Annotated in this window: 25 protein-coding genes and 2 pseudogenes; 15 read left to right on the forward strand and 12 right to left on the reverse strand. The window is 57.8% G+C overall.

Going from position 1 to position 27,000, the window contains the following annotated elements:
• A partial coding sequence (locus NAV33_RS15575; RefSeq protein ID WP_255981664.1) for a hypothetical protein occupies positions 1-188 on the forward strand: 188 nt, incomplete at its 5' end.
• A 166-nt stretch (positions 189-354) separates the two neighbouring features.
• On the opposite strand, the gene NAV33_RS15580 is transcribed toward NAV33_RS15575, so the two are convergent.
• A complete protein-coding gene (locus tag NAV33_RS15580) occupies positions 355-1,119 on the reverse strand; it encodes a 3-oxoacyl-ACP reductase family protein (protein ID WP_255981666.1) in 765 nt (254 codons plus the stop codon).
• Between the two features lie 120 nt (positions 1,120-1,239).
• Here NAV33_RS15580 and NAV33_RS15585 point away from each other — a divergent pair, with 120 nt between their 5' ends.
• On the forward strand, positions 1,240-2,160 hold the full coding sequence (locus tag NAV33_RS15585; protein ID WP_255981668.1) for a LysR family transcriptional regulator: 921 nt from the start codon (positions 1,240-1,242) through the stop codon (positions 2,158-2,160).
• A gap of 153 nt (positions 2,161-2,313) precedes the next feature.
• Here the strand turns inward: NAV33_RS15585 and NAV33_RS15590 are convergent, their stop codons facing one another.
• Positions 2,314-3,672 carry a DUF4041 domain-containing protein gene (locus NAV33_RS15590; RefSeq protein ID WP_255981670.1) on the reverse strand — a complete coding sequence of 453 codons (1,359 nt, stop codon included), beginning with the start codon at positions 3,670-3,672 and terminating at the stop codon, positions 2,314-2,316.
• 280 nt (positions 3,673-3,952) lie between these two features.
• On the opposite strand from NAV33_RS15590, the pseudogene NAV33_RS15595 reads away from it, so the two are divergent.
• Positions 3,953-4,515: pseudogene (locus tag NAV33_RS15595) on the forward strand (tyrosine-type recombinase/integrase).
• 227 nt (positions 4,516-4,742) lie between these two features.
• Positions 4,743-5,189 carry a MerR family transcriptional regulator gene (locus NAV33_RS15600; RefSeq protein ID WP_255981672.1) on the forward strand — a complete coding sequence of 149 codons (447 nt, stop codon included), beginning with the start codon at positions 4,743-4,745 and terminating at the stop codon, positions 5,187-5,189.
• A gap of 96 nt (positions 5,190-5,285) precedes the next feature.
• On the opposite strand, the gene NAV33_RS15605 is transcribed toward NAV33_RS15600, so the two are convergent.
• Entirely contained in the window at positions 5,286-6,290 is a 1,005-nt protein-coding gene (locus NAV33_RS15605) for an acetoacetate decarboxylase (ADC) (protein WP_255981674.1), read from the reverse strand.
• Between the two features lie 312 nt (positions 6,291-6,602).
• Between NAV33_RS15605 and NAV33_RS15610 the strand changes: the two genes are divergently transcribed.
• The gene (locus NAV33_RS15610) at positions 6,603-7,835 is read left to right on the forward strand and encodes an NADH:flavin oxidoreductase/NADH oxidase family protein (protein ID WP_255981675.1); all 1,233 of its coding nucleotides are present in this window, start codon (positions 6,603-6,605) and stop codon (positions 7,833-7,835) included.
• A gap of 23 nt (positions 7,836-7,858) precedes the next feature.
• On the opposite strand, the gene NAV33_RS15615 is transcribed toward NAV33_RS15610, so the two are convergent.
• Positions 7,859-9,175 (reverse strand): methyl-accepting chemotaxis protein, encoded by a 1,317-nt coding sequence (locus NAV33_RS15615; protein ID WP_255982133.1) that lies wholly within the window; start codon positions 9,173-9,175, stop codon positions 7,859-7,861.
• Positions 9,176-9,462: 287 nt separating this feature from the next.
• Between NAV33_RS15615 and NAV33_RS15620 the strand changes: the two genes are divergently transcribed.
• The 3 genes from NAV33_RS15620 to NAV33_RS15630 all read left to right on the forward strand — a co-directional run bounded on the left by NAV33_RS15620 (position 9,463) and on the right by NAV33_RS15630 (position 12,001).
• On the forward strand, positions 9,463-9,894 hold the full coding sequence (locus NAV33_RS15620; protein WP_255981677.1) for a DUF6152 family protein: 432 nt from the start codon (positions 9,463-9,465) through the stop codon (positions 9,892-9,894).
• A 10-nt stretch (positions 9,895-9,904) separates the two neighbouring features.
• Positions 9,905-10,375 carry a DUF2214 domain-containing protein gene (locus NAV33_RS15625; RefSeq protein ID WP_255981679.1) on the forward strand — a complete coding sequence of 157 codons (471 nt, stop codon included), beginning with the start codon at positions 9,905-9,907 and terminating at the stop codon, positions 10,373-10,375.
• A gap of 360 nt (positions 10,376-10,735) precedes the next feature.
• Positions 10,736-12,001: an MFS transporter gene (locus NAV33_RS15630; RefSeq protein WP_255981681.1), complete on the forward strand. Its 1,266-nt coding sequence runs from the start codon at positions 10,736-10,738 to the stop codon at positions 11,999-12,001.
• 78 nt (positions 12,002-12,079) lie between these two features.
• Here NAV33_RS15630 and NAV33_RS15635 read toward each other — a convergent pair whose 3' ends face one another.
• Both NAV33_RS15635 and NAV33_RS15640 read right to left on the reverse strand, forming a co-directional pair.
• Entirely contained in the window at positions 12,080-12,916 is an 837-nt protein-coding gene (locus NAV33_RS15635; RefSeq protein ID WP_255982135.1) for an isocitrate lyase/PEP mutase family protein, read from the reverse strand.
• 152 nt (positions 12,917-13,068) lie between these two features.
• Positions 13,069-13,278 carry a hypothetical protein gene (locus NAV33_RS15640; RefSeq protein ID WP_255981683.1) on the reverse strand — a complete coding sequence of 70 codons (210 nt, stop codon included), beginning with the start codon at positions 13,276-13,278 and terminating at the stop codon, positions 13,069-13,071.
• A 356-nt stretch (positions 13,279-13,634) separates the two neighbouring features.
• On the opposite strand from NAV33_RS15640, the gene NAV33_RS15645 reads away from it, so the two are divergent.
• Positions 13,635-15,272, forward strand: a complete 1,638-nt coding sequence (locus NAV33_RS15645) for an AMP-binding protein (RefSeq protein ID WP_255981686.1) — start codon at positions 13,635-13,637, stop codon at positions 15,270-15,272.
• Between the two features lie 286 nt (positions 15,273-15,558).
• Here NAV33_RS15645 and NAV33_RS15655 read toward each other — a convergent pair whose 3' ends face one another.
• Together NAV33_RS15655 and NAV33_RS15660 are read right to left on the reverse strand one after the other, a co-directional pair.
• Positions 15,559-16,320 (reverse strand): TerC family protein, encoded by a 762-nt coding sequence (locus NAV33_RS15655; RefSeq protein ID WP_255981688.1) that lies wholly within the window; start codon positions 16,318-16,320, stop codon positions 15,559-15,561.
• A 181-nt stretch (positions 16,321-16,501) separates the two neighbouring features.
• On the reverse strand, positions 16,502-16,813 hold the full coding sequence (locus NAV33_RS15660) for a hypothetical protein (RefSeq protein ID WP_255981690.1): 312 nt from the start codon (positions 16,811-16,813) through the stop codon (positions 16,502-16,504).
• A 230-nt stretch (positions 16,814-17,043) separates the two neighbouring features.
• On the opposite strand from NAV33_RS15660, the pseudogene NAV33_RS15665 reads away from it, so the two are divergent.
• The 3 genes and pseudogenes from NAV33_RS15665 to NAV33_RS15675 all read left to right on the forward strand — a co-directional run bounded on the left by NAV33_RS15665 (position 17,044) and on the right by NAV33_RS15675 (position 19,235).
• Positions 17,044-17,304 (forward strand): annotated as a pseudogene (locus NAV33_RS15665) (metalloregulator ArsR/SmtB family transcription factor).
• A gap of 72 nt (positions 17,305-17,376) precedes the next feature.
• Entirely contained in the window at positions 17,377-17,790 is a 414-nt protein-coding gene (gene arsC / locus NAV33_RS15670) for an arsenate reductase (glutaredoxin) (RefSeq protein WP_255981692.1), read from the forward strand.
• A 131-nt stretch (positions 17,791-17,921) separates the two neighbouring features.
• On the forward strand, positions 17,922-19,235 hold the full coding sequence (locus NAV33_RS15675; RefSeq protein ID WP_255982137.1) for an arsenic transporter: 1,314 nt from the start codon (positions 17,922-17,924) through the stop codon (positions 19,233-19,235).
• Between the two features lie 40 nt (positions 19,236-19,275).
• Here NAV33_RS15675 and NAV33_RS15680 read toward each other — a convergent pair whose 3' ends face one another.
• Together NAV33_RS15680 and hppD are read right to left on the reverse strand one after the other, a co-directional pair.
• Positions 19,276-20,346, reverse strand: a complete 1,071-nt coding sequence (locus tag NAV33_RS15680) for an acyltransferase family protein (protein WP_255981694.1) — start codon at positions 20,344-20,346, stop codon at positions 19,276-19,278.
• A 293-nt stretch (positions 20,347-20,639) separates the two neighbouring features.
• Positions 20,640-21,719, reverse strand: a complete 1,080-nt coding sequence (hppD, locus tag NAV33_RS15685; protein ID WP_255981696.1) for a 4-hydroxyphenylpyruvate dioxygenase — start codon at positions 21,717-21,719, stop codon at positions 20,640-20,642.
• Positions 21,720-22,283: 564 nt separating this feature from the next.
• On the opposite strand from hppD, the gene NAV33_RS15690 reads away from it, so the two are divergent.
• The 3 genes from NAV33_RS15690 (at position 22,284) to NAV33_RS15700 (ending at position 23,319) form a co-directional block, all read left to right on the forward strand.
• On the forward strand, positions 22,284-22,418 hold the full coding sequence (locus NAV33_RS15690; protein WP_255981699.1) for a hypothetical protein: 135 nt from the start codon (positions 22,284-22,286) through the stop codon (positions 22,416-22,418).
• Positions 22,419-22,493: 75 nt separating this feature from the next.
• Entirely contained in the window at positions 22,494-22,865 is a 372-nt protein-coding gene (locus tag NAV33_RS15695) for a YgaP-like transmembrane domain (protein ID WP_255981702.1), read from the forward strand.
• Between the two features lie 256 nt (positions 22,866-23,121).
• Complete coding sequence (locus NAV33_RS15700; protein WP_255981703.1) at positions 23,122-23,319, forward strand: hypothetical protein; 198 nt, start codon at positions 23,122-23,124, stop codon at positions 23,317-23,319.
• A gap of 259 nt (positions 23,320-23,578) precedes the next feature.
• Here NAV33_RS15700 and NAV33_RS15705 read toward each other — a convergent pair whose 3' ends face one another.
• Together NAV33_RS15705 and rfbD are read right to left on the reverse strand one after the other, a co-directional pair.
• The gene (locus NAV33_RS15705; protein ID WP_255982139.1) at positions 23,579-24,742 is read right to left on the reverse strand and encodes an SAF domain-containing protein; all 1,164 of its coding nucleotides are present in this window, start codon (positions 24,740-24,742) and stop codon (positions 23,579-23,581) included.
• 118 nt (positions 24,743-24,860) lie between these two features.
• Positions 24,861-26,942: a dTDP-4-dehydrorhamnose reductase gene (gene rfbD / locus NAV33_RS21465; RefSeq protein WP_336605400.1), complete on the reverse strand. Its 2,082-nt coding sequence runs from the start codon at positions 26,940-26,942 to the stop codon at positions 24,861-24,863.
• Between the last annotated feature and the right edge of the window lie 58 nt (positions 26,943-27,000).

Here is a 27,000-nt window from a genome sequence, read left to right on the forward strand (position 1 = left end):
TAGAGCACTGGCTAGCAGCGTTTTTACACACTCTGGGCCGGAAGCGGTCACTCATAATCGGCAGAGTCCGGCCCACAGTTGAAGCCCGGCAGCATCAATATCGCGTCCCTCCATTGCGCAAGTATCTCAACCAGTCCGCTGCCGCCGCCGGCCTGATGGCCCAGCACATCCTCGTCAATCTGACCTGAAATACAAATGCACCGTGCCGCGCGGCCCCAGCCAGGCCAAGCGCCTGTATCAAAGCGCTTGTGAGCAGCGTTATCTGATCAATTGCGAGGCGTTGAGCAACCTGTCCTGACGCAGGCGCCTACCCACCTGCGGGTAAACTCTGCGGGGCTTTTTGATAGCGATGGCTTAAGCGGCGAAGCCACCGTCGATCGAGAGGCTGGCGCCGGTGACGTAACCCGCTTCGGGGCCGGCGAGATAGGCTACGAACGCGGCGATTTCTTCGGCGCGGCCGTAGCGTTCGATCGCCATCAGGCCCTTCATGGTTACCGCGAAGTCACCGTTCTCCGGGTTCATGTCGGTGTCCACCGGGCCCGGCTGCACATTGTTCACCGTGATGCCGCGCGAGCCTAGATCGCGCGCCATACCGCGGGTCAGTCCGACAATCGCCGATTTACTCATGGCATAAACACTGCCGCCGGCGAAGGGCATGCGGTCGGCATTGGTGCTCCCGATAGTAATGATGCGGCCACCTTCGTTCATGTGCCGCGCGGCTTCCTGACTGGCAATGAACACGCTGCGTACGTTGACGGCCAGGGTGCGGTCGAAATCTTCCAGGCTGAATTCTTCGATCGGTGCAATCGCCAGCACGCCGGCATTGTTCACCAAGATATCGATGCGCCCGAAGTGGCTCAACGTCTGGCTGACGGCGCCGCGTACGGCATCGGCGTCGGCGCTGTCGGCCTTAACGGCAAGGGCACGGCCGCCGGCCGCTTCGATGCCTCGTACCAGCTCGGCGGCTTTGTCCGCCGAGCTTACATAGGTAATGACCACAGCCGCACCTTCGTGGGCCAGGCGCTCGGCAATGGCAGCGCCGATGCCCCGCGAGCCGCCCTGAATCAGGGCAACTTTGCCAGTGAGGTTGTTACTGCTGAGAGTAGTGATGTTCGACATGCTCGTTGCTCCGATTGGACGGACGACTTGCCCGGATGAAACGAGTATCCACTGCCAATTGCATATCGATAAGCCATCAATCACTCTATTCACTCGATCCTTTTGGTTTACGGAGACGCTATGGAAACGCTAGCGGGTCTCGACTGTTTCGTGCGCAGCGCCGAAGCCGGCAGTTTTGCCGAGGCCGCACGCCGCCTGGGGATAACGCCCGCCGCAGTGGGCAAGAGCGTGGCCAAGCTGGAGGCTAGCCTCGGGGTGCGTCTGTTTCAGCGCAGCACCCGCAGCCTGACCCTGACCGAAGCCGGCGAACGCTTTTTACACGAAGTCCGTGCCAGTCTGGGCAGCATTCAGCGCGCAGTGGCCAATTTAGCCAGCGCCGCTGGGCAGCCCGCCGGAGTGCTCAAGGTCAGCATGGGCGTGACCTTTGGCCGCGATTACGTGGTGCCGATGCTGGGTGACTTTCTGCAGCGCTATCCTGCGATAACGCCCGATTGGCATTTCGATAACAGCCCGGTCGATCTGATCTCGCAAGGCTTCGATGCCGCCATCAGCGGCGCGATGGAGCTTTCGCCCGGTGTGGTGGCGCGCAAGTTGGCGCCGGCCCACCGGGTGCTGGTGGCCTCTGCCGGTTATCTGGATGCACATCCTCTTGCGCGTGTGCCGAGCGACCTGGCGCAACATGCCGGCATTCTGGTTCGCTCTCCACAGACGGGGCGGGTCCGCCGCTGGACGCTACGCAATCGCAGCAACGCAGAAGCAGCGATCGAACTGCCGGCACGCATGACCATGACCGATCCGGATGCCGCCTGCCGCGCGGCGGATATGGGGCTGGGCATCGCCTTAGTCAGCTTACCGCACGCTCTTCCCTATCTGGACCAGGGCAGCCTGTCACGGGTGCTGCCCGATTGGTATGTGGACGCGGGGCATATAGCGGTGTACTTCTCCGCCCATACGTTGCTGCCGGCGAAAACCCGCGCCTTTGTAGATTGCCTGGTCGAGCATTTCAAAGCACAGAATCTGGCTGAGCGGTTTTCCTGCTGAGCGTCTTTGGCACGACTCGGTCGTAGCCAACGATGAGGAACCGGGGAAGGGGAGCAGCCATTGCCGGTCCCAAACGACCGCTCCTGGCCGACTGTTGCCGGTACCACGGGCCGGAGTCGACCCGAAGCGGACCCCCTAACAAGGATTTCTGAGCTAGCTTTGTGTCGCAACTCGTTCTGTTTGCTGGATTGCGGCTTTGGGCAACTCCATTCGAAGGCTCTCGCGATACTGCTCGGCCGGCGCTTCATGGGTGACCTCGACGACGGCGTCATAGTTTTCTCGAATGACCGACTCGATCTCAGCAATGTCCGCACGGAAGAATTCCTTGCGGCCATTTACCTTGTTTAGACGTCCTGCGGCGAAGCGTTCGTGCAGCTTTGCCTCCAGCGCAGGGGCATTATCTGAAAAGACCATCGCATGCACGTCAAACCAGAACGGCACCGATGCGTCACCAAGCTCATCGACACGATCCAGCGGCTCTAGCCGGCGGGTCATACCGATCTTGTAAACTCCTTCGCCGAATGCCCCTAAGTTGGAAATCACGTACACATAGCCGGCTTTCGCATTTTGTTCGCGATAATCAATTAGCTTCTCTTCGCTCTCAAGCGCAGCTCGGCCCGCTTCAATCTCAGCCAGCTTCGCTAAAAGGGGCTCGCGCTCCTCTTCGGACTCTGTTTTGTCCAGGCGAGCCTGAAGGTCGCGCATAGCGGTAGCGAAGTGTTTGCGCTCCTTGGCAATCTTCTCCCGGGCTGCGCGAATCTCCTGCTCAAGCTTCTGCTGTTCGCGCAGTTCTTCGCGGACGCGCTTGGCCTCTTCCTTTTCCTCCTGTTTCTTGATTTGAAACTCGTGAGCAAGGTGCAGCTCATCAAGCTTAAGACTCAGATACTTACGCGATATTTCCACGTCCATAATCTTGCCTAGGCGGTTGCAGGCTTCGTACGACTTGAGAATTCGCTTCTCACCTAGCTCGACGTTGTCGAACTTTACATTGTCCACGCAATAATCCGCTTCGTTGTTGAACGACCGGATCACCAGCTTGATCATATCGTTCACAAGCTTGCGACCTTGCGGCTTGCTGCCGTTAACCGTCCAGTCCATATTTCCAGTGGCAGCTTTCCCGTTCTTGATCATCGCCTTCTGGAGTTCGCGGACACTGCCTAATCGGGACTTGTATTCATGACTCGCATTTAGTTTGAACTTGGGCTCATAGAGCGCGAAGCTTTCGAGGAGTATCGTTTCCTCCCATACAAGTATCTGCCTTTGTAAATCAGAGGAGCGTTGTGCAAATGCTACTACCTCCTGCTCGGCGCTCTGAATTTGCTGTCGAACAGCAGCAAGCTTTGCTTTCTCCTGCTCAGTCAGCCGCTGGACGTCCAGAACATCCATGGCCCCGATCTTTCTATTGAGCGCTTCTAGCTGTGCATGACGCGCCTGAAGCTTTGTGAGCTGGGCATCCAGATCATCCGCTCGCTGCCGGTTCGCTGGGCCATTCCAATAATCTCTAAAGAGCATAGGTTCCTTCCTCGTTGCTGACTCGAATGATTGTTCAGTTGTAACGTCGGTCTGAACGCCTTTATAGCGCAACCAAGCCGCAATGGCTGTCCCGCAATGGCCTATGGCGGCCACTGGGCGCCCGAGGCAAGACCAAACGAGGTCAACGAGGCAATAATCGCTTTTGCGCGGTTAGTGTGATGACGGCTGACGGTGCCGGTTGTGACTGGCAGCTTTGGGTCGGTTAGCGACCGTCACCATCGTGGCTCATCCTTGGCTTCCCTCACGATGAGGACAAGCCATGAAACCCATCACTACTCAATGCTACCAACCTTGGAATAAAGGAAAGCTAGTCGGGCAGAAAGCACCGCTTCGGCTCAGAGATATTTGGGCTATCCGAGTCAGACTCCAGATCGGGGAGAAACCCGGGATCTCGCCCTGGTTGACTTGCCTATCGATAGCAAGACGAAGCTTCGCGTACGCGACATAGCCCATGAGGTTCACGTGTCAGCACGAGCCATCGTAATGCAGCAGAAAACCCAGCGACCGGTACAGTTTGAGATCACCGAACAAACTCGGGCGGCACTTGAGGCTTGGATACATCAGGCACAGCTACGGGGTGAAGATCGGCTTTTCCCAAGCCGACTGCATTGCTCAGACCACCTCTCCACAAGGCAATACGCTCGCATCGTCAAAGCCTGGGTAACAGCCATCGGTCTCGATCCGGCCGTATACGGCACCCACACGATGCGCCGAACCAAGGCGTCGCTGATCTACCGTAGGACGAAGCTGGAAAGCACCGTCAGGTATCTTGGTATCGAGGTAGACGATGCTCTAGAGATGGCTGAACAGATCGAGGTATGACGACGTTTAGCGGTGGTCGAACTAGACCGTCGCTATCCGGCCAAGAGCGGACATTGGTCATGCTGTTGAACGCTGTCATCACTCCCTTAAACTACGGCCGATCTTCAAGCAGTCTTCTACCCCCGATTACCACTTCTGTATCCGCTCTACGGGCCACTTGCCTGGTCGCGCTTCGACTGTAGGGTTAAAGTAAACTTTAATGTCAACGCCTTTCGAGAGTGTGGGAAATGAAAATTGGTGAACTGGCGAAGCTCAGCGGTCTGGCGGCTTCACGTATCCGCTTCTATGAGTCGAGCGGCCTGATCAAGTCGGTGGAGCGCAAGGCAAACGGTTACCGTGATTACGGCCCCGAGGCGGTGTGGATTCTGGAGATCATCACCGGCGCCCAGAACGCCGGCTTCTCGCTGGAGGAGATTCGGACTTTGCTGCCAGTAAGCGCCGATGCCTGGCAGCATGACGAGCTTCTGGATAGCCTCAAACGCAAGGTGTCCGAAATCGAAGTCCTGCAAAAGCGTCTGGAGCAGAACAAGGCGCAACTGCTCGTCGTCATTGAGGGTATCGAAACCAAACCCGAAGGAATGCGCTGCACCGAGAATACGCAGCGGCTGCTGAACCGCTTTCGCGAAGACGGAAAAGAGGAAAAAGCGACGACAGCACGCTCGACCCAGGCCTGATTTGCATCTGCGATGCGCGATCAGCGCAGGTACGCATCCCAGGCCAAAAAAGCCAGGCCGTGACGGCCTGGCTTTGTTTCTGGAATCCGCATGGACTCAGTCGCGCTCCAGCATGGCCTTCAAGGGTTCGGGGGCATACAAGGCGCTCTGGAATTCGGGAACGTATTCATACTTCATCATTTTTCCCAGACCCAGCGATTCAATGTAGCCGGACAGGCTTCCACCGCTCAGCATGAGCTTTACCGAGTCTTCGCTTGAGCTGGACGCATGGCGTTGTTGGCGTGAAACCGCATAGCCATAGGCCAACTCCCCATCGTGACCGATATTGGTGAAGCTGTTGGTGACCATGTCGATCTCATCCGAGAGATCGCTGAGTTTCTCGCCTTCGAAGGTGACGTCGACTTTGCCTGTTTTCTGGTCGATGAGTTCAAAGACCACCGAGTTGTAGGTTTCCCTGAAATTGATGCCGGTCAGCCACTTGGGCAGGTTATAGCCCACCACGCCCCTGACTTCGGCCAGTTCCGTATTCACTGGGAGCTTGAGCACATAGCCCCAGAAGTCCTTGGATATGGACTGACCGATCAGCGTGACGGGTCCCAGGTTCGAGCGACCGGGCTTGTTGGTGACAATCGATAGCGCGATCTCGTTGTAGCTGTCGTTGTCGCAGTATTCGTAGGCATAGGCGGTGAATGCGACCAGTCCACGGCCGGGCCATACTTGAAGCGGCTGGACTTCTTTCAGAACCTCGGCGGGCATGAGCTCCCTCAGCCGGTCTATGTCTGCCGTGAAGACGGCCGTCACTCTACTGTTCTTGTAGTAGAAGTTGGGCGAATAGGACTCGAAGCCCATGTCGACCTTGGTTTTCTTCAGCTCTTTGAACCAGCTCAGGTCGATGCCCGGAGCCTCGGCGGCGATCACCGACAGCGGCGGGTTCGATTGATAGCGGTCATACAGCCCACCCGCCGCCACGCTCACTTCGCGACCGCCAAGGTTGGTCTTGCCGTCGCGTTGCGCGGCCTCGAGAGGCGCCTCCGCCCATGAGGGAGCTGTAGCAGCACTCAGGAGCACGCCTGTTATCACCACAATATTTCCGAGTTTCATTCTCTGTCTCCGCATGCGCTATGGCTGATATGCGAGCAGAAACCAAGTTATCTGCGTCGCACTGGCACATCTCTAGTGGCCAGCTGTGCGCACCCTAACGTTTAACTAAACTTTAAGGTCAAGCGGGTCGATAGGGACTCTCGGGAGCTTATTCGTTGCGATTCATGTCAGTCATGCAGCGCCGTTCATGGCGCTGGGCTGTCGGATGCACCGCATCGCCTTCGGCTCCTGCCCGGCAGCCGCAAAGAAGGCCTTGACATTAAAGTCAACTTTAATCTTAAGGTCGCTCCACATCACACGAGGTAGTTATTCATGAGCGTTTTCGACGGGTTGATCCTTCCCAACGGCTCCAGCATTGCGAACCGTATCGCCAAGGCCGCCATGGAAGAAAACATGGCCGACGACAACCAGGCGCCGTCCGAGAGGCTGATGCGCTTGTATCAGGCCTGGGCCGATGGCGGTGCCGGCCTGATCATCTCGGGCAACGTGATGGTCGATAGCCGCGCCATGACGGGCCCCGGCGGCGTGGTGCTGGAGGATGACAAGCAGTTGGATAAGTTCAAGCGTTGGGCCCGGATCGGCCGCTCCAAGGGCGCGCAGTTCTGGCTGCAAATCAATCATCCGGGCCGCCAGATGCGCGCCAATCTCGGGCAGAAGACTTGGGCGCCGTCGGCGGTACCGCTGGATCTGGGCAAGATGTCCAAACACTTCGACACGCCCAGCGAGATGACGCCGGAGGTCATCGAGCAGGTAGTCCGACGGTTCGCTCGCACCGCCCGGCTCGGCGAGCTGGCCGGCTTTACCGGTGTGGAAATCCACGCGGCCCATGGCTACCTGCTGAGCCAATTCCTGTCCCCCCTTACCAATCAACGAACGGATGAGTGGGGTGGTTCCCTCGAGAACCGAGCCCGCCTTCTGCTGGATATCCTCAGAGCCGTGCGGGCAGAGGTTTCACCGAGTTTCTCGGTTGCCGTGAAACTCAACTCCGCGGGTTTCCAGCGTGGTGGTTTCAGTGCCGAGGATGCCGAGCAGGTAGTGAGGCTGCTCAACAACCAGGATGTCGACTTGGTCGAGTTGTCAGGCGGAAGCTATGAAGTTCCTGCCATGCAGGGCGAAGCCCGCGACGGTCGCACATTGGCGAGAGAGGCCTACTTTCTGGAGTTCGCCCGTGATATCCGGAAGGTCGCGAAGATGCCCGTGATGGTCACGGGAGGCATCCGCCGTCGACCGGTGGCTGAGCAAGTGATCAATAGCGGTGTCGATATGGTCGGCATCGGCACGGCCCTGGCCATCGATCCGGCTCTGCCGCGCGATTGGCATCTCGGCAAGAACAGCGCCCCACAGCTGCCACCCATAACCTGGAAGAACAAGGCCCTGGCATCGCTGGCTAACATGGCGGTCGTCAAATTTCAGTTGAGCAAACACAGCCTGAACAAGAACCCCAACCCGAAGGTATCTCCATGGCGAGCACTGATCATGCAGCAGATGGCCAACGCCTCGCGTACTCGCCAGTACCGGCGCTGGATGGCGCAACGCGCGCATTGACTGCCGCTGAACCTGCCCCCATCTTAAGTCTTGAGCTGGCTTGCGAACTGGCCCACCGCGTTCACGACCCGCTTCGCGCCGTCCTGAATTTCGACGATGACTGCGCCCGCTTGGTTGGCAAGCTCCAGACCGTCTTCGGCCTGGTTGCGACTGGCCGACATGCTGTGTACGGCGGCTTGCGCCAGGTCCTGGTTCTTTCCCACAACGCCAACGATTTCACCGGCGGCTTTGCTGGTTCGCGCCGCAAGCTGCCTGACTTCGTCTGCCACTACCGCAAAACCTCGACCCTGGTCGCCGGCGCGTGCCGCTTCGATCGCCGCGTTGAGCGCCAGCAGGTTGGTCTGATCGGCAATGTCGCTGATGGTTTTCAGGATCGCACTGATCAGTTGCGATTGCTTGTCCAGCGCCTCTATACCATTGGATGCTTGTTGTATCTGCACTGCAATCTGGCGCATGACGTTTACGGTCTGCTGCACCACTGCCGCGCCTCGCTGGGCACTGAGGTCGGTCTGTTGTGAAGTGCCATAGGCGATGGTCGCGGCTTCGGCGACTGCCATTTCGCGGTTGACCTGATCGGTAATCACCGTGGCGAACTTGATGACCTTGTACAGCTTGCCGTATGCATCGAGCACCGGGTTATAAGACGCCTCGAGCCAGACAACACGACCATTGGCGTCGATGCGTTTGAAGCGTTCTGCGATATATTCACCGCGGTTTAGACGGACCCAGAATTCGCGATATGCCGCGGAGTCGCTTTCCTCGCGTTCGCAGAACATGCGGTGATGCTTACCTTTGATCTGCTCCAGTCGATAGCCCATGCCTTCGAGGAAGCGATCGTTCGCGTTCAGTACATGGCCGCTCAGGTCGAATTCGATTATTGCGGTCGAGCGCCTGAGCGCACTGATCACACTTTCATGCTCGCGAGACGCAGCGATCGTGCGGGTCAGATTACTGGCACAGAGGGCAAAATGCTGCAATGACCCATCCGAGCGCTTGATTGGCTGCCAGATCGAGCGAAGCCAGGCTTCCTCTCCGTTCGCCTTGAGTAGCCGGAACGCGCCATTTAAATGCTCGGCCCGTTGCATTGTCATCTTCAGGCTTGCGTAGTTGGGCTCCCTGCGAAATTCATCGGAAAAGAAGCTATCGATTGGACGACCAACGAGCTCATCGAGTTGATAGCCCATCTCACTGAGGAAGAGCGGATTGGCATGCTGAACCCGGCCCTGCGGGTCGATCTCCATGATCATCAACTCTCTGTACAGCGAATCCTTTATTTGCCGATTGGTCGCGACTTCCTCGCGCATTTCGGCCAAGTCTCGTTTTAGCTTTCTGTTGAACATGTCTGATACCGATGAAGGGAAAAGAGCAAAATGCTCTACAAGAGCATCAAATCGTACAGGTTTCCCTCCAATTAATTGTACAAATATTCTTGATATAGGCATCAGCAGCGTTCTGACCAGCGCCGACCAACCGCCGAAAAACAACAACCAACCCGCTCAGCACGAAGGTGCCGATGCAGCTCCACAGATTGTGCAGTTTGGAAACAAGCAGGTAGCCCAGCAGAAACCGGGAACTGGCTTCAACGTGCCGAACTCTCATTTATTTAGTCGCGCAAAGGAGCATGGTTATGTCGGTATCAAGCGAAAACCGAACCGCCACCCGATCAATCACGGCGCGCGATGCTGCGCAGCGTATGGTCTTAATGCTTGGCGTCACAGCGATGGTGCTGTTTACAACGCAGGCCTTCGCTCATCACGGTTGGGCCTGGGCGGAAGAAGAGCAGTCGGAATTGAAGGGCACGATTACCGAGATTTCGATGGCGCCACCTCATCCAGTCTTGCGCGTAAAGGCTCAAGACGGCCGTTTATGGCAAGTCGATCTGGGGAATCCGAACCAGACGCAACGTTCCGGCTTCACCGGCGATACCGCCAAGGAGGGAGATGACATCACCGTCCTCGGCAACCGCACCAAAGAGCCGAACGAAGCGCATATGAAAGCCGTGCGCATTACCGTTGGCGGCAAGCAATACGACATGTATCCGGAACGAATCAAGGAATGACGACACGGCGATGACTGTTTTTCTGCAGTCGATTGCTGGCTGGCCCGGTGCCGTCTTCCTGCAGGAGTACTGGATAGCCTATCTGGTCGTCAACGCAGCTCACATCCTTGGCATAGGGCTACTCCTAGGCGCGATCCTGCCGCTCGATTTGCTCATCTTGCGGTCAATGCACGGACGAGATCTGCCGGTCCTTGGCCCCTTTCTAGTACGCGTAGCGGCAACGGGCGCCACACTTGCGGTGATAACGGGGCTTTGGTTGTTCTCAGTGAGGCCAGCGGAGTACGTAGAGAACCCAGCCTTTCTCTGCAAGGCCGCGCTGCTATTGCTGGCGATCTGCAACATTGCACTCCAGCATCACGGCGAGCGCTTTGATGCCGCCCTGTGCGGCCAGCCAACTGTCCGAGTTCGCGCCCTGGCCGCCGCATCCGCCATTCTTTGGCTTTCGATCCTCATAGCTGGCCGCTGGATCGGCTTTGTCTGAGACGAGGATATCGCGAGCAGTTAGCGGCGCCACCAATTGCGACTCTGCCAGCGCTATCAATATTCCAGCAGAAGGTTTTTCATCTGGCCGTCCGTATGGGCTCTCGTAAGCAGCCGTTCGCTCGCTGTCACGCGGCTTATGTCTGTGCCTTTTGTTCTCGCAAGCCCTATGCTGTTGCGGACCTTATGGCCAATTGGTAGTCCCGCTGATCTTCCGCCGGCGCGGCCGCTCCTGCCGAATCAGCCTCATGGCGAATCTGAATGGTTTGAATATTTCTACGAAGAATACTTAAGGTCGGACGCAGGATTGTTTGCTAGCTTCGGCTCAGCAACTTAGGAATCCATTTCAGAGGTGCGATCTGTGTCTTCATCCCTTCGAAAAGGTAGCTGGTATCACGGCTGGAACATCGTCGCTGCTGCCACGGTCCTTACGCTGCTGACAGTTGGGATGCGCCTCGGGATCGGGCCATTTTTCCTGCCAATGGCGGAAGATCTGGGCTTTAGCCGTAGTCTTCTGGCCACTATCGTTGGGGTTGGCATGCTGTTCTATGGCCTAGCGATGCCTCTGGCGGGATACTTGGTGGGGGTCATTGGAACACGCTCCGTGCTGTTGCTTGGAACGGCCATAGTTGTTGCCTCAACGATATGGACGGTCGTTGCGCGTACGCCTTTCACCTTTTTACTGTCATTTGGTGTGCTGCTCTCGATTGGTCTTGCGTTCACCAGCCCAGTAGCGCTGACGCCGGTCATTAGCCGCTGGTTTACTCGGCAACGTGGTATGGCGTTGTTCTTCCTGTCCACTGGCTCAATGGCTGGTATGGCGGTACTGACGCCGCTGCTGACGCTGTCTATTACGTTATTTGACTGGCAAACCACCCTTGTTGGCTTCGCTATTACATTCGCTGTAGTAACCGTGCCAGCAGCCTTGTTCATCATGAAGGACGAGGTGCCGCAAAACTCAGATCTGCTTCCCGCAACACCTGGTTCTGCGCCCCCAGCTAACAATGCGGCGCCTGTGGAGCTCACGTTCGGTGCTGCTATGCGCACGTCGCCTTTCTGGAAAATCGTGCTCGGCCTGTTCGCATGCGGGTACAGCATGAATCTTCTTGGAACTCATGGTGTGCCTATGCTCATGGATCACGGATTCGATGCCATGACGAGTTCCTACGGCATCGGGCTTATCGGTCTCGTGGCCATTGCCGGAACACTGGTACTGGGTCGACTGTCCGACCGGCTCCCTCGACGGAACATCCTAGGGGCGATTTACTTCATCCGGGGCCTGGGATTCTTTGCGCTACTGCTGGTGGGGACCCATTGGGAGCTGTACATCGCGGCGGCCATTGGAGGAATGGTGTGGGCGGGCAGTATCGCAGCTTCGTCGGCCATACTCGCGGACGTCTATGGCGTGCGGCTGGTCGGTGTCATGTACGGAACGGCTTATTTAGGCCATCAGGTCGGCGCCATGATCAGCTCTTGGCTAGGCGGGTGGGGGTTCGAGCAGTTCGGTACCCATTGGCTCGCCTTTGGTAGTTCAGGCGTGCTGCTTTTGATTGCCGCAGTGGTTTCGCTAAAGCTGCCGTTGAAAGGATTCACTTTGCCGCAGCCGGTAACGGTTGCAAAAGCCTGAGTCGGCGCGTTTCAGAAGCGTAGTAACCTCCTATGGCGCGCCCACACTGAGCGGCGCGCCATATTGCCCAGTGCGACTTCAGCGAAGGGTTGTCGAACCAAACAGTTTGTTGAGCTCCGCACCCGAGGGCGTATCGATAGACCCATCGAATCGACCCTGTTCACTCATCGTCCGGGCCGCGGTGATAAAACCGCCCCAAGCTGCTCGGGCCAAGGCACCGCCTACGCTGATTCGCCTCACGCCAAGATCGGCCAGATCTTGTACCGATAAGTCACTGGCCCAACCGATGAGGACGTTCACGGGTTTTGGTGCTACTGCGCTGACAACCGCCTGGATTTCTTCCCGCGTCTTGAGGCCAGGCGCATACAAACAGTCTGCGCCGGCGTTCGAATAGGCGAGCAAGCGCTCGATGGTATCGTCCAGATCGGGGCGACCCACGAAGTAGTTTTCTGCACGCCCGACCAAGAGGGTGTCGCCGCCATTTGCATCGATAGCTGCACGGGCTGCCTGCAGGCGCTCGACGGCTTCCGATTTGTCTCTCAACGGCTGTTTTGGGTCGCCTGTCGAGTCTTCAATCGACAGGCCGGCCACACCGGTATCGACCGCCATGCTGACACTTTCGAATACCCCCTCGGCGGTGAATGCATAACCGCTTTCGAAGTCGGCATTGATAGGAAGCTCGCTGATGGCGGCCATGTAACGCATATGAGCCAGAGTATCGAAGCAGGATAACTGACCGTCAGCTTGTGCTTGCGACCACGCATAGCCAGAACTGGTAGTCGCTAGCGCTTTGTAGCCGAGTGTCTCCAGGATACGGGCACTCCCCGCGTCCCAGGGATTGGGTAGCAAAAAGCACCCTGCACGATGCATTTCAGTAAATACCGCTCGTTTTTCTGTAGCTGTGAGCCGAGCCATGGCGCCTCCAAGGGGACGGTATCTACCGGTATTCGCTGGGGCAGTAAGCCGAATCACATTATTACAGTAGTGCAGGATCTGTGGCTCATCGCGATAGGCCTGTCCGAACAAAAAGCCCAGCGCAAAGGCTGGGCTCGGTTTCTCTGAACAGATCAAGGAAGCGGATTGCCAAGACCCGGCTCGTTCGGGTCGGTGTCTGGCGATCTACTTGGCTGCTCTGAAGGTTTTGTGCCATTGCCGGAACCTGGCTGGACATCTGGATTATCGGTAATGAAGTCAGGTTCAGGGGAATGGCTGGGGTTCTGGCCCTGCCCCGGCACGGGCTGCTGGTTATGGGTTCTATCGAGCGGATCGATACTCATGGATCACCTCCGATTGAGCCGTGAATGGCTCAAAGATTCGAGGCCGTTCTGGTCGATTAGTGCTAGCCGCGTGTCACTTGGCGGTAAGCGCATCTCCTCCATGTAAACCAATCCAGACCGCCTGGAAGAAGGCGCCAAACCTGCAGGGCTGAGTCAACCACACCGAAAAGGGCTGGGTGGCAGCTCTAGCCAAACATGCTCGGCGACTGGCATACACCGCCCTGCCCCAATCACTCGCCAGACCCGCGGCATTTGTCCAAACCGCTCATCCAGATTGGTGGCTTTTGCCATTGTTGCGTGGGCCATGCAGCGCCAATATCCAGAGGAACCAAGAACAAGAAACCCAGGAGCCAGCCATGCGCGACCATGCAACTGCGGCCAGTGAGTTCGATTACGATCAGACAGTCTCATCCATCCTTGCCGGCGACCTGTCCGCTATGAATGCCTGCATTGAGTGCTGCGACCGCCATGCAGACTCAGACAAGGTCGCCCTCATCTGGGAAGGCCGCGATGGGCAGCGAGCCACCTGGACCTTCGCGCAACTCAAGGAAGCCGTGGCGCGCTTCGCCAATCTCCTAGACAGCTACGGCATAAAGCCCGGCGATACCGTCGCTGGTTTGCTGCCGCGTACGCCTGAATTGCTGATCACCATCCTCGGCACCTGGCGCGTAGGTGCCATCTATCAGCCGCTGTTCACTGCATTCGGCCCCAAAGCGGTCGAGCACCGAATCAAGGAATCCGGCGCAAAGATCGTCGTCACCGACGCTACAAACAGCGAGAAGCTGGACGCCATCGAAGCCGCGCCACGCCGCCTGGTCGTAGGTGACGGTGCTGATGATTTCTGGACCCAGGTCAATCGCCAGTCGGCCGAGTTCGAGCCGGTGCTGCTGGGCGGTGAAGCACCCTTTCTCGCGATGTTCACCTCGGGCACCACAGGGCCGGCGAAACAGCTGCATGTGCCGCTCAAGGCCATCGTCGCCTTCGTCACCTATATGCGGGATGCGGTGGACTTACGGCCCGATGACAACTTCTGGAACATCGCCGATCCGGGCTGGGCATATGGGCTGTACTACGCCGTCACCGGACCGCTCGCCATGGGCCATAGCACGCTGTTCTACGAAGGCGGCTTCACTGTCGACAGTACGTGCCGCGTCGTCAGCGAATACAACATCACCAACATGGCGGGCTCACCCACTGCATTCCGCCTGTTGCTGGCAACCCGCGACGAGGTGGAAGGCAAGATCAAGGGTCGCTTGCGCGCCGTGAGCAGCGCCGGCGAACCGCTCACGCCCGAGGTCATCCGCTGGTTCAAGAGCGGCCTTGGCTGCACCATCCATGATCATTACGGCCAGACCGAACTCGGCATGGTCCTGTGCAACCACCATGCGCTGAGTCATCCGATCTGCATCGGCACGGCGGGCTACGCCATGCCCGGGCACCGCGTCGTGGTGCTCGACGATCAGCAACGCGAACTGGAACCCGGCACGCCTGGCATGCTCGCGCTGGACCGCCAACGCTCGCCGCTGCTCTGGTTCGCGGGCTATGTGGGCACCAAGACCAAGGCCTTCGTTGGCAATTACTACCTGAGCGGCGACACGGTGGAACTGAATCCTGACGGAAGCATCGCCTTCGTGGGCCGCGCAGACGATGTGATCACCACGTCCGGTTACCGCGTCGGCCCCTTCGATGTGGAAAGCGCCCTGGTCGAACACCCGGCGGTGATCGAAGCGGCAGTAATCGGCAAGCCTGATCCAGAGCGCACCGAACTGGTGAAAGCCTTCGTTGTGCTGCATGCCAGCCAACAGGGCGACAAGGCGCTGGCCGAACAGCTGCAGCAACATGTGCGTCAACGCCTGTCCGCCCACGCTTATCCGCGCGAGATCGAGTTCGTTAGCGAACTTCCGAAAACCCCGAGCGGCAAGATCCAGCGATTCCTCCTGCGTGACCGGGAAAAGACTGCACAGCAGGCACCGGCGGCGGTGGCTAACTGCTGAAGCAGGCATCTCGACGCGGCAGCGTCCGGATATTGCTAATCTGCGGTATCGGACTGTGGCGTGACGGAGCTACGCGGCCCATAGGGGCCGCGTCTTTTTGTCGGAAGGGTTGTGTGAAACTGTGAAGCGACTTTCCCGAGCGCCTCGCGATGGCCACCGAACGAAGTCATTGCTTACGACCGCCTCGGCTTTGGTCGCTCCGCGCCGCACCCCGGCGGCTGGTCGAGTAGTTTCGGAAAAGCATGTGGCTAACGCTGGGCTCCCCGCTACGCCCAGCACGCGCATCTTAGATAGTTGAGTTTTGCTGCTTTCGTTTTGCGCGCCGGGACAACATGTTAAGCACCTCAATACCCGCTGAGAACGCCATGGCTGCATAGACGTAGCCCTTGGGAACATGGGCACCGAAGCCTTCGGCAATAAGGGTCATACCGATCATCAGCAAGAAACCCAGGGCAAGCATCACGACTGACGGGTTGTCGTTTATGAACTTAGCTAGCGGATTGGCGGCAACGAGCATAACGGTGACCGCAAATATTACGGCGATAACCATGATCGGGACGTGCTCAGTCATCCCTACAGCGGTGATGATACTGTCGATGGAGAACACTAGGTCGAGCACCAGAATTTGCGCAATTGCAGCACTGAAACCCATCGTCACCGCGTTCTCCAGCGGCTTGCCTTCGAACATGTCACCGCCAGGCGTGGGGTCCATACTGTGGTGAATTTCCTTGGTTGCTTTCCACAGCAGAAACAGACCGCCAGCAATCAAGATCATGTCTTTCCAGGAAAAGGCGTTGCCCATCAGCTCGAAAACAGGCTCGGTTAGCTGAACAATCCAGGCCACGGTTCCTAGCAGACCCAACCGCATCACCAGCGCCAGGCCAATACCGATGCGCCGTGCGCGCTCCCGCTGATCCTCGGGAAGCTTGTTGGTCAAGATCGAAATGAAGATGAGGTTGTCGATGCCGAGCACCACCTCCATGGCGATCAGCGTGGCCAGGGCCACCCAGGTGGTGGGCTCGGAAAATAGCAGTAGAAGCGATTCCATTGAGAAACTCGGGTTGTGGCTAGTTAGGGCCTGTGATGGCGCTTAATGGGCCTGCAAATCACATCCATATCAAACACTGCTAGGACGATGGTTGCGGGCTTGATCTGTTTTAACCTTTTCACATAACGACGCTACGCGGAGCAACCCTTTAATCAGGCGACTGGAAGGTAGCTTGGGAAATTCAGGTTTCGATGGCTGACTTGGGGCTGGCTATTATCGGCTGCTCTGAATCGACTTCGTCAGGTTGTACGTCCTCTTCAGGCTGCACCAATGGCTTGCCTAAAAACTCGTTGGTTGATTGCTGAAAATCATCCACTTGTTTATTGAGCTCATTGACTGTGCCGCTGATAGCTTCTCGCGCTACATCCTGAACAGCTTGTTCCGCTTTTTCAGCCAAACTTTGAGCAGTCTTTTCTGCTGCATCACAGCCTGTAAGGCTAATAAGCAAAGCGCTTGCTCCAAGTAGGTTGATGATTGTCGCTAGCGGTTGCATTCGGGTTCTCCGTAACGGGGTGGCCGTGGTCTACCTATTAAATCAGTATGTTGCGGCATGCACTTACGGGCAATCATCGCTGACATCCTAATGTTTGCGAAATGCGTCCGCCTGGGCATTCTGGCAACTACCGAGGCGCGCGAAACTGGCCACGTATATCCTAGCGGCGTTTAGGCGTGCCTGGTGTTGCGACACGCAGCGCGTCGGACCAGCGTAAACGCCGAGACGCAATGGCCAACCACCTCGCCCCTGCAACCGTATTCAAGTGCCTGGCTGACGAAATCCCCGTTCGGCTAATGTGATCATCACCCGCGAAGCCGAACTATGCGTGTGCGACTTTACCGGCGCATTGGTTGAAAGCCAGCCGAAGGTATCCAGGCATTCTTGCCCAACTGCGCAGCTGCGGCCTGCTGGAAAACCGCCGGCAGCGACTCGACGAGTTAGGCTCCCGCGCTGATCGGGTCGCTGCGTGTCTAGGAGACGCGCCTTGATCGTCATTGGCGCTGCTCGTACCCTTTTTTCACCTGTCCGCACTGAAGCCACATCATTGGAGCTTTGGAAGAATGATTTCACTGATCTACCACAACCCTGCCTGCGGCACTTCTCGCAATACCCTCGCGATGATGATTGCGTCAGGCGAAGCACCACAGGTGATCGAATATCTGAAGTGCCCGCCTACGCGTGAAAAACTGGGGGAACTGATCGCCGCCATGAACATCGCACCACGCGATCTGCTGCGCCGCGAGGGCACGCCCTTCGACGAGCTGGGCCTGGACGATCCGGCGCTGAGTGACGAACAGATCATCGACGCGATGATGGCCCACCCGATCCTAATCAATCGGCCCGTCGTCGTGACCGAACTGGGCACTCGCCTGTGCCGGCCATCAGAACAAGTGCTAACGCTACTGCCCAAACCGGTGCACGTCTTCACCAAGGAAGATGGCGAAGTGGTAAGGCTTGCCGACCAGGCGCGCTGATCCTGCTGGAGGCCGGTTCGAAACTCACATCGCCCGCCTCGACTTATTGTTCACCAACCTACCAAACTACCAATCCCGCAGCTGACCGGCACCCATGTCGACCGCGTGGACTGTATTCGTGAATGGATTATCTGATGCTCGCGTTCGTCATCTTTATCGCCACGCTGATTTTCGTGATCTGGCAACCCAGGGGCCTTGGCATCGGCTGGAGCGCGTTGGCCGGAGCCGTGGTGGCGCTGGCCACCGGCGTGGTCGGCTTGGCCGATGTTGCGGTCGTCTGGGACATTGTCTGGGACGCCACCTTTACCTTCGTCGCGCTGATCATCATCTCGTTGATCCTCGACGAAGCCGGCTTCTTCGCCTGGGCGGCGTTGCACATCGCCCGCTGGGGTGGTGGACGTGGGCGTTTGCTGTTTCCGCTGATCATCGTGTTGGGCGCGATGATCGCCGCGCTGTTCGCCAACGATGGGGCAGCGCTGTTGCTGACGCCAATCGTGTTGGCCATCCTGCTTCGGCTCGACTTCAGCCCCGCGGCGGCGCTGGCGTTCATCATCGCCACCGGCTTCGTCGCCGATACCACGAGTCTTCCGCTGGTGACCTCCAATCTGGTCAATATCGTGACCGCCAACTATTTCGGCATCTCGTTCTCGCGCTATGCGCTGGTGATGGTGCCGGTCAACCTCGTGTCGCTGCTGGCGACGCTGCTGGTCGTTGGGCTCTACTTTCGCCGGGAGATTCCGCGCAGCTATCCGGTCGACCGACTGGAAGATCCCGCCTCGGCCATTCGCGACCATCAGGTGTTTCGAGCCGCCTTTCCGTTGCTCGGCCTGTTGCTGGTGTCGTTGTTCGTGACGGCACGCTGGGGTATCCCCATTGCGTTCATCATGGGCACTGCTGCGCTGGTATTGATGGCCATCGCCGGGCGCTGGCTATCGTTCGGCAGGGGCCACGTCGTGTCCATGCGAGCCGTGCTGACCAACGCACCATGGCAGATCGTGCTCTTCTCGGTCGGGATGTATCTGGTTGTCTACGGGCTGGGCAACGCATGGCTGACGGACTGGTCCGCCGGCGTACTGGCCTGGTTGAGTCTGCAAGGCGATTTCATCGCAACCTTGGGTACCGGCTTCGCGGTCGCGATTCTGGCATCGATCATGAACAACCTGCCCGCCACACTGATCGGCGCGCTGGCTATCGATCAGGTTCAGGTGGCGCCGCTTACTCAAGAGCTGATGATCTACGCCAACGTCATCGGTAATGACCTGGGCCCGAAGTTCACACCCATTGGCAGCCTGGCTACCCTGCTCTGGTTGCATGTATTGGCAGGCAAAGGCCACCGCATCACCTGGGGCGAATACGTCAAGGTGGGCTTGATCATCACGCCACCGGTATTACTACTGACACTGATGGCGCTTGCGCTCTGGCTTCCGCTGGTTTCGGCCAACTGACTAGTCGCCAGGCGCCTGAGCCGCCTGGCGATGCACCAAGCTAGTCCCGCTTGATGGAAACGCCGGCGCCAATGCGCAGAGATTTAATGTTCGTGTAGCGCTTTAGGCGCAAGGCTGGCGCCTCAACCAGTCGCCACGACAAAACCGCAAAACACAGTGTGATTGCCATACTCGAAAGCGCGAGCACTGCCAGGTTTATATCGGCGCCAAACCAGTAAATGAGCAACTGCTGAACTGGGAAGCCGAAGATGTACATGCCGTAGGAGAAATCGCCGTGTTTGCCGAAACGCGCAACCTTTGGCAGCCGCGCATAGGCGATGTAAATCACCAGATACGGCAGCGTGAACATGTGGACGACGAACCAGGCGGAGCTACCCAATGCCAGCACAGACGCCGCCAGGAACAACAGTGCAATGCGGCCGTCCCAGCGAATCTGGTCCTGGTAGAGATACAGCGCAGCGCCGCCGTAGAAGAAAAGTCCCAGACGGAACAGCTTGAGGATGGTTACGCTTTCGACGCCTAGTACCGGCAGAACGAAGAAATGCCCGACCATCAACACGCCCAGCCCAAGCACGACCATATGCCGCTTGAGCAGCTTCAGCGCTCCCAGCAGCAGCACGCTGCAGTACATCATGCCTTCCAGGGGCAGCGTCCAGAACGATCCGTTGACCACTTCCGGGAATGGGTTGGTAGCAAATACCCCCGGCAATTCGTACCGGGTCATCAGAAATAGGTTAGTCAAAAAAGCCGCGGTCTTACCGTTGCTAAAGTATTCGCCTAGCGGTAGCGGCGTAGTCAGCGGACCGATCACCAGCAATGCGAATACCACCGCAAAGGCCAGGCCCGGAAAGATGCGTAGGGCTCGTTTGAGGATAAAGCTGACGTTGCTGCTGCCGTGCAAATAGGAAGCAGTGATCAAGAAGCCACTGATCACGAAAAAGACATCTACCGCCATGTCCGCCACATCGGTACCGCCAGTCAACGGACGAAACGGTTCTTCTGAAAGCCGCCCAGTCAGCCAGTAGCAGTGCCCCAACAGGACCATCGTTGCTGCGACGAAGCGTAAAAAATCGAAGTTATTGTCCCGAACGCCTAATGACAGTTTCTGCATTCCTCGCCCCATCGTGATTGTTATGTCTTCCCTGCCGATCCGTTTGATACTCATCGACCTTTTCTTTGGTACGTTTTTTCGAAAACAGCCGAAGAAATCAGTTCCAAAAAAATGTCCTTTGGCCATCACGCACGTTCTGCAGGGTTCACGATGGTGGTTTCGGCTGAGAGGCAGACGAAATCGATACAACTGAACCTAGGCACCGGCGCGCGAGGTCTCACGCGCCGGTGTAACCATATAAAGAGCTGGCTAGTCACCCATAACGGCAGCCGAAGCCAGCGGCAGTCAGTGGATCAGTCAGCGGTGCTGAGCACACCGCGCTGGATCTGGTCGCGCTCGATGGATTCGAATAGCGCCTTGAAGTTGCCTTCGCCGAAGCCGCTGTCGCCCTTGCGCTGAATGAACTCGAAGAACACCGGGCCCAATAGCGTGCCGGAGAAAATCTGCAGCAGCAGGCGCTGCTCACCGTTCTCCGAGGCGCCGTCGAGCAGGATGCCACGCGACTTCAGCTCATCGACTGGCTCACCGTGATTGGGCAATCGGCCTTCGAGCATTTCATAGTAGGTTTCCGGCGGTGCGGTCATGAACACCGTGCCGCTGGCCTTCAGTTTGTCCCAGGTCTGGATCAGGTCATCGGTGAGGAAGGCCACATGCTGGATGCCCTCGCCGTTGAACTGCATGAGGAACTCTTCGATCTGCCCCGCGCCCTTCGACGACTCCTCGTTTAACGGGATACGGATCATGCCGTCCGGCGCGGTCATGGCCTTGGAAGTCAGGCCGGTGTACTCGCCCTTGATGTCGAAGTAACGGATCTCGCGGAAGTTGAACAGCTTCTCGTAGAAGTCTGCCCAATAGGCCATGCGGCCGCGATATACGTTGTGGGTCAGGTGATCGATGATCTTCAGCCCGGCACCGACCGGATGACGATCGACGCCTTCGAGGAAGACGAAATCGATGTCGTAGATCGAGCTGCCTTCGCCGAAGCGGTCGATGAGGTACAGCGGCGCACCACCGATGCCCTTGATCGCCGGCAGGTGCAGCTCCATCGGCCCGGTGGGCAGTTCGATGGCCTGAGCACCTAGTTCCAGCGCGCGTGAATAGGCCTTTTGCGCATCCTTCACGCGGAACGCCATGCCACACACAGACGGGCCATGCTCGGCGGCGAAATAGGCGGCGACGCCTTTGGACTCACGGTTAACGATGGCGTTGATCTCGCCCTGACGATACAGCGCTACATCCTTCGAACGATGGTTGGCGACATGGGAGAAGCCCATGCTTTCCAGCACCGGCTCGATGACGTTTGGGGTGGGCGAGGCAAATTCGATGAACTCGAAGCCCATGAGGCCCATTGGGTTTTCAAACAGGTCGGCCATGGTTGGCTCCTTGACTAGCTGTGGATAGGGATGACGAGAGGAAACGTCAGCCCGGCGGCGCACAGGAAATCCCCCGAACGCTGCGACCAAGGTGATCGCCCAGGGTCAGTCGAAAGCCAAGAGTCTTCATGTCACTGATGTGTTCGGCTGAACATCAGGGTGCGCCTGCTGAAAGGCCGCAGACAGAGTTCGCCGCCATTACCAATGAGATTGGCCGGTACAGAACCAGACCATCCCCAGCCAAGCGTGGTGACATGCATCTGGCAGGACGAGGTGGAACGGTAATAGGTATGCAATCCATCTCGTGCCACGCTGCTTGCTAGGTCGCGCTTCGTTTTCGGAGCACGTCGTAATTATTTTGCGTAATCAGATTACGATTAGCGGAATTTGCGTTAGTGATGCCTTACTGTCAAGCCTCAATCCGATACAGCCCTGGCTCGGTAGACGACAACGGCGCGCATCTGTTCCTTCCATCAGCGCACGTTCCCTCGAGCCCATTCATCCGCCGTTCAGAACGAATCGCCGGGCACTGTTGCCAAATTTTTATAGACAGCGAGGTGAGCAATGAACGGTAGCGAACCGCACCCAAGCGAAGAACAGATGCCGCCCGAATACGACGAATACGGCGATGTGCCGGGCTCGGCAGATACATCCGATGTTGATGAACGCGAGGATCAGAACGAAAGCCCGTTGGGTTGAGGCGAAGACGGCGCGGTGTCCGATCGCGCCCTTCCAGCCGCCCCAAATATATCTGATGAAACTGAGGAAGCCAGAATGACTCGACTGTTCGACAAGACCGCACCACAGAACGTGCACGGCTGGGAACGCACCGCTTCGGTCGCCGGGGGCCTGATGCTGCTGGGCAAGGGGTTGCGCCGTGGCGGAGCGAGCGGGCTTTTGCAGCTGGCCATGGGCGGCATGGCATTGGCGCGCGGGATCAGTGGGCGTTGCGAAGCGAAACGCATGCTGACCGAGCAAGAGCACTTGCATCAGCGGAGGGACGTCACAGATAAGCAGCGTTATAGCCACATGCCCCTCGACTCGGAAGTTCACAGTCCCGATTTCGCCGAGCCCGAAGTAACGCTTCCCGATACCACGCCGATGGGCCACGAGACGCATCCGGGCGAACGTCGCAGTATCAGCTGAGCCTCAGGTACCGATGGGCATCCGGGCCGGTTGCTGATGACACCACAAATCGGAGTTTCATTACTCAGCCTGGATTCCCAATGCCCTCAGAGGACTGCTCCTATTAGGGCCTTATTTTTCGAAAACTAAGGAGATTCGGCCAATACCAGCCTCTTTTGAGCCTCCCGCCGAACGGTGATTGTCGATATTTTGACGAAGTGCTATTCATATGTCGTGATTTCGTCATATCTCGCAACATTTCCAAGGAAGATATCAAATGGATATTACAGGGCTCGATACCAGAGACGCTGGGCAATGGGGGGTCGTTTATTCGTACGGCAGCGTACTGGCGGTGTTTGAAAACGAGCAGGACGCTCAAGACGAAGCCACCAGTTTTGGTGGTGCGGTCGTTCGGATTGCCGGAGACGTCTGGACTGCGTTCTGTGAGGCAGGTACAGCGGTTGAACATTGCTGAAGCTCAAGTTCTATACGTCACCGCGGCCCGCAGGCTGTTCAGCCGGATCAAGTCGAAGCTAGAGCGGATCACGCCATAAGCGTAAACGTCTTCCCGTTATCTTCCGCCCCGCATTCCGTTGCTGGCATGGCAACCACAGCAGGCTGCGCCAAGCTTGGCGGCGCGGATTCGTAGTGATATGGCACGAGCCCTGTCCCGGTGTGCTGAAACTCGATGAAGCTATAACCATCAGCCCAGATTTCGGCCTCATTTCCGATCATTACCTGCGCACCCGCTGAGCGACTTCATTCACAGTGGGCGCTTCGGTCTTTCCCATCAACTTTTGGCGCTGCTGAAGGATGATGTCCAGCACCCGGCTGGGTTGAATCTCTATGTCGTCGAAGGTAATCAGCTGCCCTGGTTCGACGGGCCTTTTGAGCACCGTATTGCGAAGCAGGCCGATGGGCACGTAGTCGTGCTCATCAACAAGCCGCACCGCTTCGCCACGAACGTCGAATCCGCCGATACCGCGGCTGATCACCTCGCCCGCCTTTATCTCGCGCTTGGCTATCGCTGCAACACCCAGTGTCGGCTCGACAGAGTTATTCAATAGCACGCCGCCCCCCGCCAGAACTCGACGCACGGTCTTGCCAACTTCAAGCGAGCAGAGATGAAACGGACGCGTCAATACGTAATACGGACCGGGGCCCAGCTTGAAGTACTCGATCGCCGGCGCCTGATCTTCATCGTGGCGGCAGACTAGGAAAACCCCACCAGCGGAATATCCGCTCGGGATCACATAGTCGACGATAGGCTGACCAATGCCTTCAGCGATCAGACCGAGGATGTTACCGCTGCGGTTAAGGTCAGTGGACGCCAACCCTTCCAGCCCTCGCCGGGTGATGGTCGCACCAAAACCGTTACCCACCACCGCCTGTTCGATTTGCACCTTCGTGCCGTCAGTAAACGAGGTGGTCTGATCGATACTGATACCCTGACGTTTGGACCAGTACGTCATGTCTTCGTGGCTGGGGTTATGGTTCAGATAGCCTTTCATGTTGCCGTAAACGAGAGGCTTGAAACCCATTTGCAATGCATCTTCACGCAATGCCGCCAACGACCCTGGCTGGTCACCTTCGGCTTCAGTGAGCAGACCCTTGCCGGCTAGGTGGGAGCCGGTGGTGATTTGCAACTCGGCATTGATGGTGACGACAGGCAAGCCGGCTTCGAATGCCCGCTCGATCACTTCCGTCCCGAAGAACACATCACCGGTGCACTCGACGATGATGTCCGAGTGCGCGATGAGGTCGTCAATGGAGTTGGTCAACACATCCCGGAGCGGAAAATCGCCAAGCGTGTCAATGCTCCTGCGCGTAAGGACGCGGCTGATCTGCAGATCTTGGTAATGCTTCATGATCAGGCGAACGAAACAGTGCGAGATCATCCCTGTGCCTGAAACACCCACTCTTTTCACAGCTGTGTCGTTCATCACGAAAGTCCCTTTATTTTTTGGTGTGCAGTTCGGACCGTAACATCTGGAAAAAGTTTGCTTGGCGAAAGGGCTAATGCTGGCTTGCCGTTTGCGCTATTGGGAGACGCGCAGCGAATGGCTCGTCTCCCTCACTCTGTGGATAGGCCCTGAACGGCACCCGACTCGGTGCAGGCCCGAACGGTACAGCTGGCAGGTCACTCATCTGCCGTATCACATGGCGTAACTCTTCCCGCCATGGCTTGGGTCTGATGCCGAAAGTTGCCTCGATCCGGCTGCAATCGAGCGCTGACCAGGCCGGTCGGGCCGCCGCCCTTGGCAGGTTTGCGCTGAGTACCGGCAAGACTCGAGGTGCTTTGGCGATGAGCCCGGCGAGCTCGGCTTCACGGAAAATTTCCACCGCAAACTCTGCCCACGAGCAGGGCGACGAACCGCTGTAGTGGTAAAGCCCCCACTTGAGATCGCCATCACGGCAATAGCGCAGCGCAAGCTCTATCAGCACGCGAGCAACACTGCGGGCACGAGTTGGACAGCCAATCTGATCGCTGACTACCGAAATTTCATCGGTCTTGCTGCCTAGATTGAGCATGGTCTTGACGAAGTTATTGCCGCGTTCGCCGTAGATCCAACTGGTACGCAGAATCAGGTACCGATCCAGTGTTTCGCTGATGGCGACCTCCCCTGCCCGCCGGGTGGCGCCATAAACGCCGATCGGCACAGCCGGATCGGTTTCCCGATAAGGCTCGCAGCTGTCGCCGGAAAAAACGTATTCGCTAGACAGGTGAAATAACGGAATCCCGAAGTGCCTGGCTGCCTGGGCCAGATTTGCAGCACCGTCACGATTCACCGCTTCGGCCTGTGCGACCTCGGCCTCGGCGTGATCAAGATTGGTATAAGCCGCCGCATTGATAATCAGGGCCGGTCGATAACGCTCAATCGCCTCGCTGATCTGCGACGGGGATGTGATATCGAGCTCCTGATGCATCAGCCCGATTGCATCCAGACCAAAGCTCGCGGCCTGATTGACCAGACAGTGGCCCACCTGACCGCCAGCACCGCACACCAGGACACGCATGTTCGGCTTGAATGAGCGCGGCTGTGGTTGGCGGTCCCCTGCTGTTAGTAAGCCAGTTGGGTCTGCTGCAAGCGCTTGCGTGTCGACGGCGGGCGGTGAAATGTCATTCATCTGCGCACCGCTCAATGGCTTTGGGCTCAGTTTCCGCACAGTCACGCCGAGCGCCTCCACTGGCGCATCGGCCGCCTCGGGCTTGGGCGTAAAGCTGAAACTTTCGATCACACCGTTCAGCACTATCCGAGCCTTGGCGAACTCACCGCTTTTAAGCATGCGAGCCACCAAGACCAGGCGCGAAAAGAACACACCCAGCACGCGGCGCTTACGGAAATACCGGCGTGCGACGAATAATTCGTTGCGTATGAAGTGCCGATGCAACGCAACCCGCTTCGGGTCGGTCTCGCTCAAAATGTCGATGGCGCCGCTGACTCGCCGCATGTGTAGCACCTTGCTCGCCGCCACTAGATAGCCTGGAGCCTCCTGACTGATACGTAGGGTGAATTCGGTATCGTCGCCCCACATGAACATCGACGCGATCGGCAGGCCATAGCGCTGCAGCGAAGCGCGCGGTACCAGTATCGAAACGAATGTCGCCGGGCGCACCGGAACCACGCCTAGGTCGAGTAGTGCCGGCCAGTTTTCATAGGCAATGGCATTGGTGCGTTCGTCGATGCGCGGAACATTGGTCAGCAGGCCGTCTTCGGTGTAGGCCATCGACAACAGGAAAGAATGCGGCTTGTCCTGGGCACGAAGCTTCTCGTCGGCCTCGGTCAGCTTCTGCAAGGCGTCCGGCTCGGGAATGACGTCGTCATCCATCATCCAGACGAAATCGGCGCCAAGCTGGTAGGCAATACGGAACCCGGCACTAAATCCACCCGATGCGCCCGTGTTGTGCGACAGCACATAGACCTTGAGGTTTGGCAGCTGCAATTCGAGCAGCATTTCCTCGGTCCCGTCATTGCTGGCGTTGTCGACGACGATGATGCCGTCGCATGGCCGGCTTTGCGCGTTGATTCCATCGAGGCAGCGTTTGAGCAAATCCTTGCGTTTGTACGACAGTACGACTGCGTATATCTGATCCATTGGTCGTTCGGTCTCTGATCGAGAAGGCAGGTGGCATCCAAGCCCAGCAGTCGCCCAG

The sequence above is a fragment of the Stutzerimonas stutzeri genome (assembly GCF_024448715.1).
GTDB lineage: Bacteria > Pseudomonadota > Gammaproteobacteria > Pseudomonadales > Pseudomonadaceae > Stutzerimonas > Stutzerimonas stutzeri_AR.

What these genes read in the sequence shown, in the direction of transcription:
- NAV33_RS15580 (WP_255981666.1), bottom strand. Translation starts at nt 1,119, where the DNA reads ATGTCGAACATCACTACTCTCAGCAGTAACAACCTCACTGGCAAAGTT.
- NAV33_RS15585 (WP_255981668.1), top strand. Translation starts at nt 1,240, where the DNA reads ATGGAAACGCTAGCGGGTCTCGACTGTTTCGTGCGCAGCGCCGAAGCC.
- NAV33_RS15590 (WP_255981670.1), bottom strand. Translation starts at nt 3,672, where the DNA reads ATGCTCTTTAGAGATTATTGGAATGGCCCAGCGAACCGGCAGCGAGCG.
- NAV33_RS15600 (WP_255981672.1), top strand. Translation starts at nt 4,743, where the DNA reads ATGAAAATTGGTGAACTGGCGAAGCTCAGCGGTCTGGCGGCTTCACGT.
- NAV33_RS15605 (WP_255981674.1), bottom strand. Translation starts at nt 6,290, where the DNA reads ATGAAACTCGGAAATATTGTGGTGATAACAGGCGTGCTCCTGAGTGCT.
- NAV33_RS15610 (WP_255981675.1), top strand. Translation starts at nt 6,603, where the DNA reads ATGAGCGTTTTCGACGGGTTGATCCTTCCCAACGGCTCCAGCATTGCG.
- NAV33_RS15615 (WP_255982133.1), bottom strand. Translation starts at nt 9,175, where the DNA reads ATGTTCAACAGAAAGCTAAAACGAGACTTGGCCGAAATGCGCGAGGAA.
- NAV33_RS15620 (WP_255981677.1), top strand. Translation starts at nt 9,463, where the DNA reads ATGTCGGTATCAAGCGAAAACCGAACCGCCACCCGATCAATCACGGCG.
- NAV33_RS15625 (WP_255981679.1), top strand. Translation starts at nt 9,905, where the DNA reads ATGACTGTTTTTCTGCAGTCGATTGCTGGCTGGCCCGGTGCCGTCTTC.
- NAV33_RS15635 (WP_255982135.1), bottom strand. Translation starts at nt 12,916, where the DNA reads ATGGCTCGGCTCACAGCTACAGAAAAACGAGCGGTATTTACTGAAATG.
- NAV33_RS15640 (WP_255981683.1), bottom strand. Translation starts at nt 13,278, where the DNA reads ATGAGTATCGATCCGCTCGATAGAACCCATAACCAGCAGCCCGTGCCG.
- NAV33_RS15645 (WP_255981686.1), top strand. Translation starts at nt 13,635, where the DNA reads ATGCGCGACCATGCAACTGCGGCCAGTGAGTTCGATTACGATCAGACA.
- NAV33_RS15655 (WP_255981688.1), bottom strand. Translation starts at nt 16,320, where the DNA reads ATGGAATCGCTTCTACTGCTATTTTCCGAGCCCACCACCTGGGTGGCC.
- NAV33_RS15660 (WP_255981690.1), bottom strand. Translation starts at nt 16,813, where the DNA reads ATGCAACCGCTAGCGACAATCATCAACCTACTTGGAGCAAGCGCTTTG.
- arsC (WP_255981692.1), top strand. Translation starts at nt 17,377, where the DNA reads ATGATTTCACTGATCTACCACAACCCTGCCTGCGGCACTTCTCGCAAT.
- NAV33_RS15680 (WP_255981694.1), bottom strand. Translation starts at nt 20,346, where the DNA reads ATGCAGAAACTGTCATTAGGCGTTCGGGACAATAACTTCGATTTTTTA.
- hppD (WP_255981696.1), bottom strand. Translation starts at nt 21,719, where the DNA reads ATGGCCGACCTGTTTGAAAACCCAATGGGCCTCATGGGCTTCGAGTTC.
- NAV33_RS15690 (WP_255981699.1), top strand. Translation starts at nt 22,284, where the DNA reads ATGAACGGTAGCGAACCGCACCCAAGCGAAGAACAGATGCCGCCCGAA.
- NAV33_RS15695 (WP_255981702.1), top strand. Translation starts at nt 22,494, where the DNA reads ATGACTCGACTGTTCGACAAGACCGCACCACAGAACGTGCACGGCTGG.
- NAV33_RS15700 (WP_255981703.1), top strand. Translation starts at nt 23,122, where the DNA reads ATGGATATTACAGGGCTCGATACCAGAGACGCTGGGCAATGGGGGGTC.
- NAV33_RS15705 (WP_255982139.1), bottom strand. Translation starts at nt 24,742, where the DNA reads ATGATCTCGCACTGTTTCGTTCGCCTGATCATGAAGCATTACCAAGAT.
- rfbD (WP_336605400.1), bottom strand. Translation starts at nt 26,942, where the DNA reads ATGGATCAGATATACGCAGTCGTACTGTCGTACAAACGCAAGGATTTG.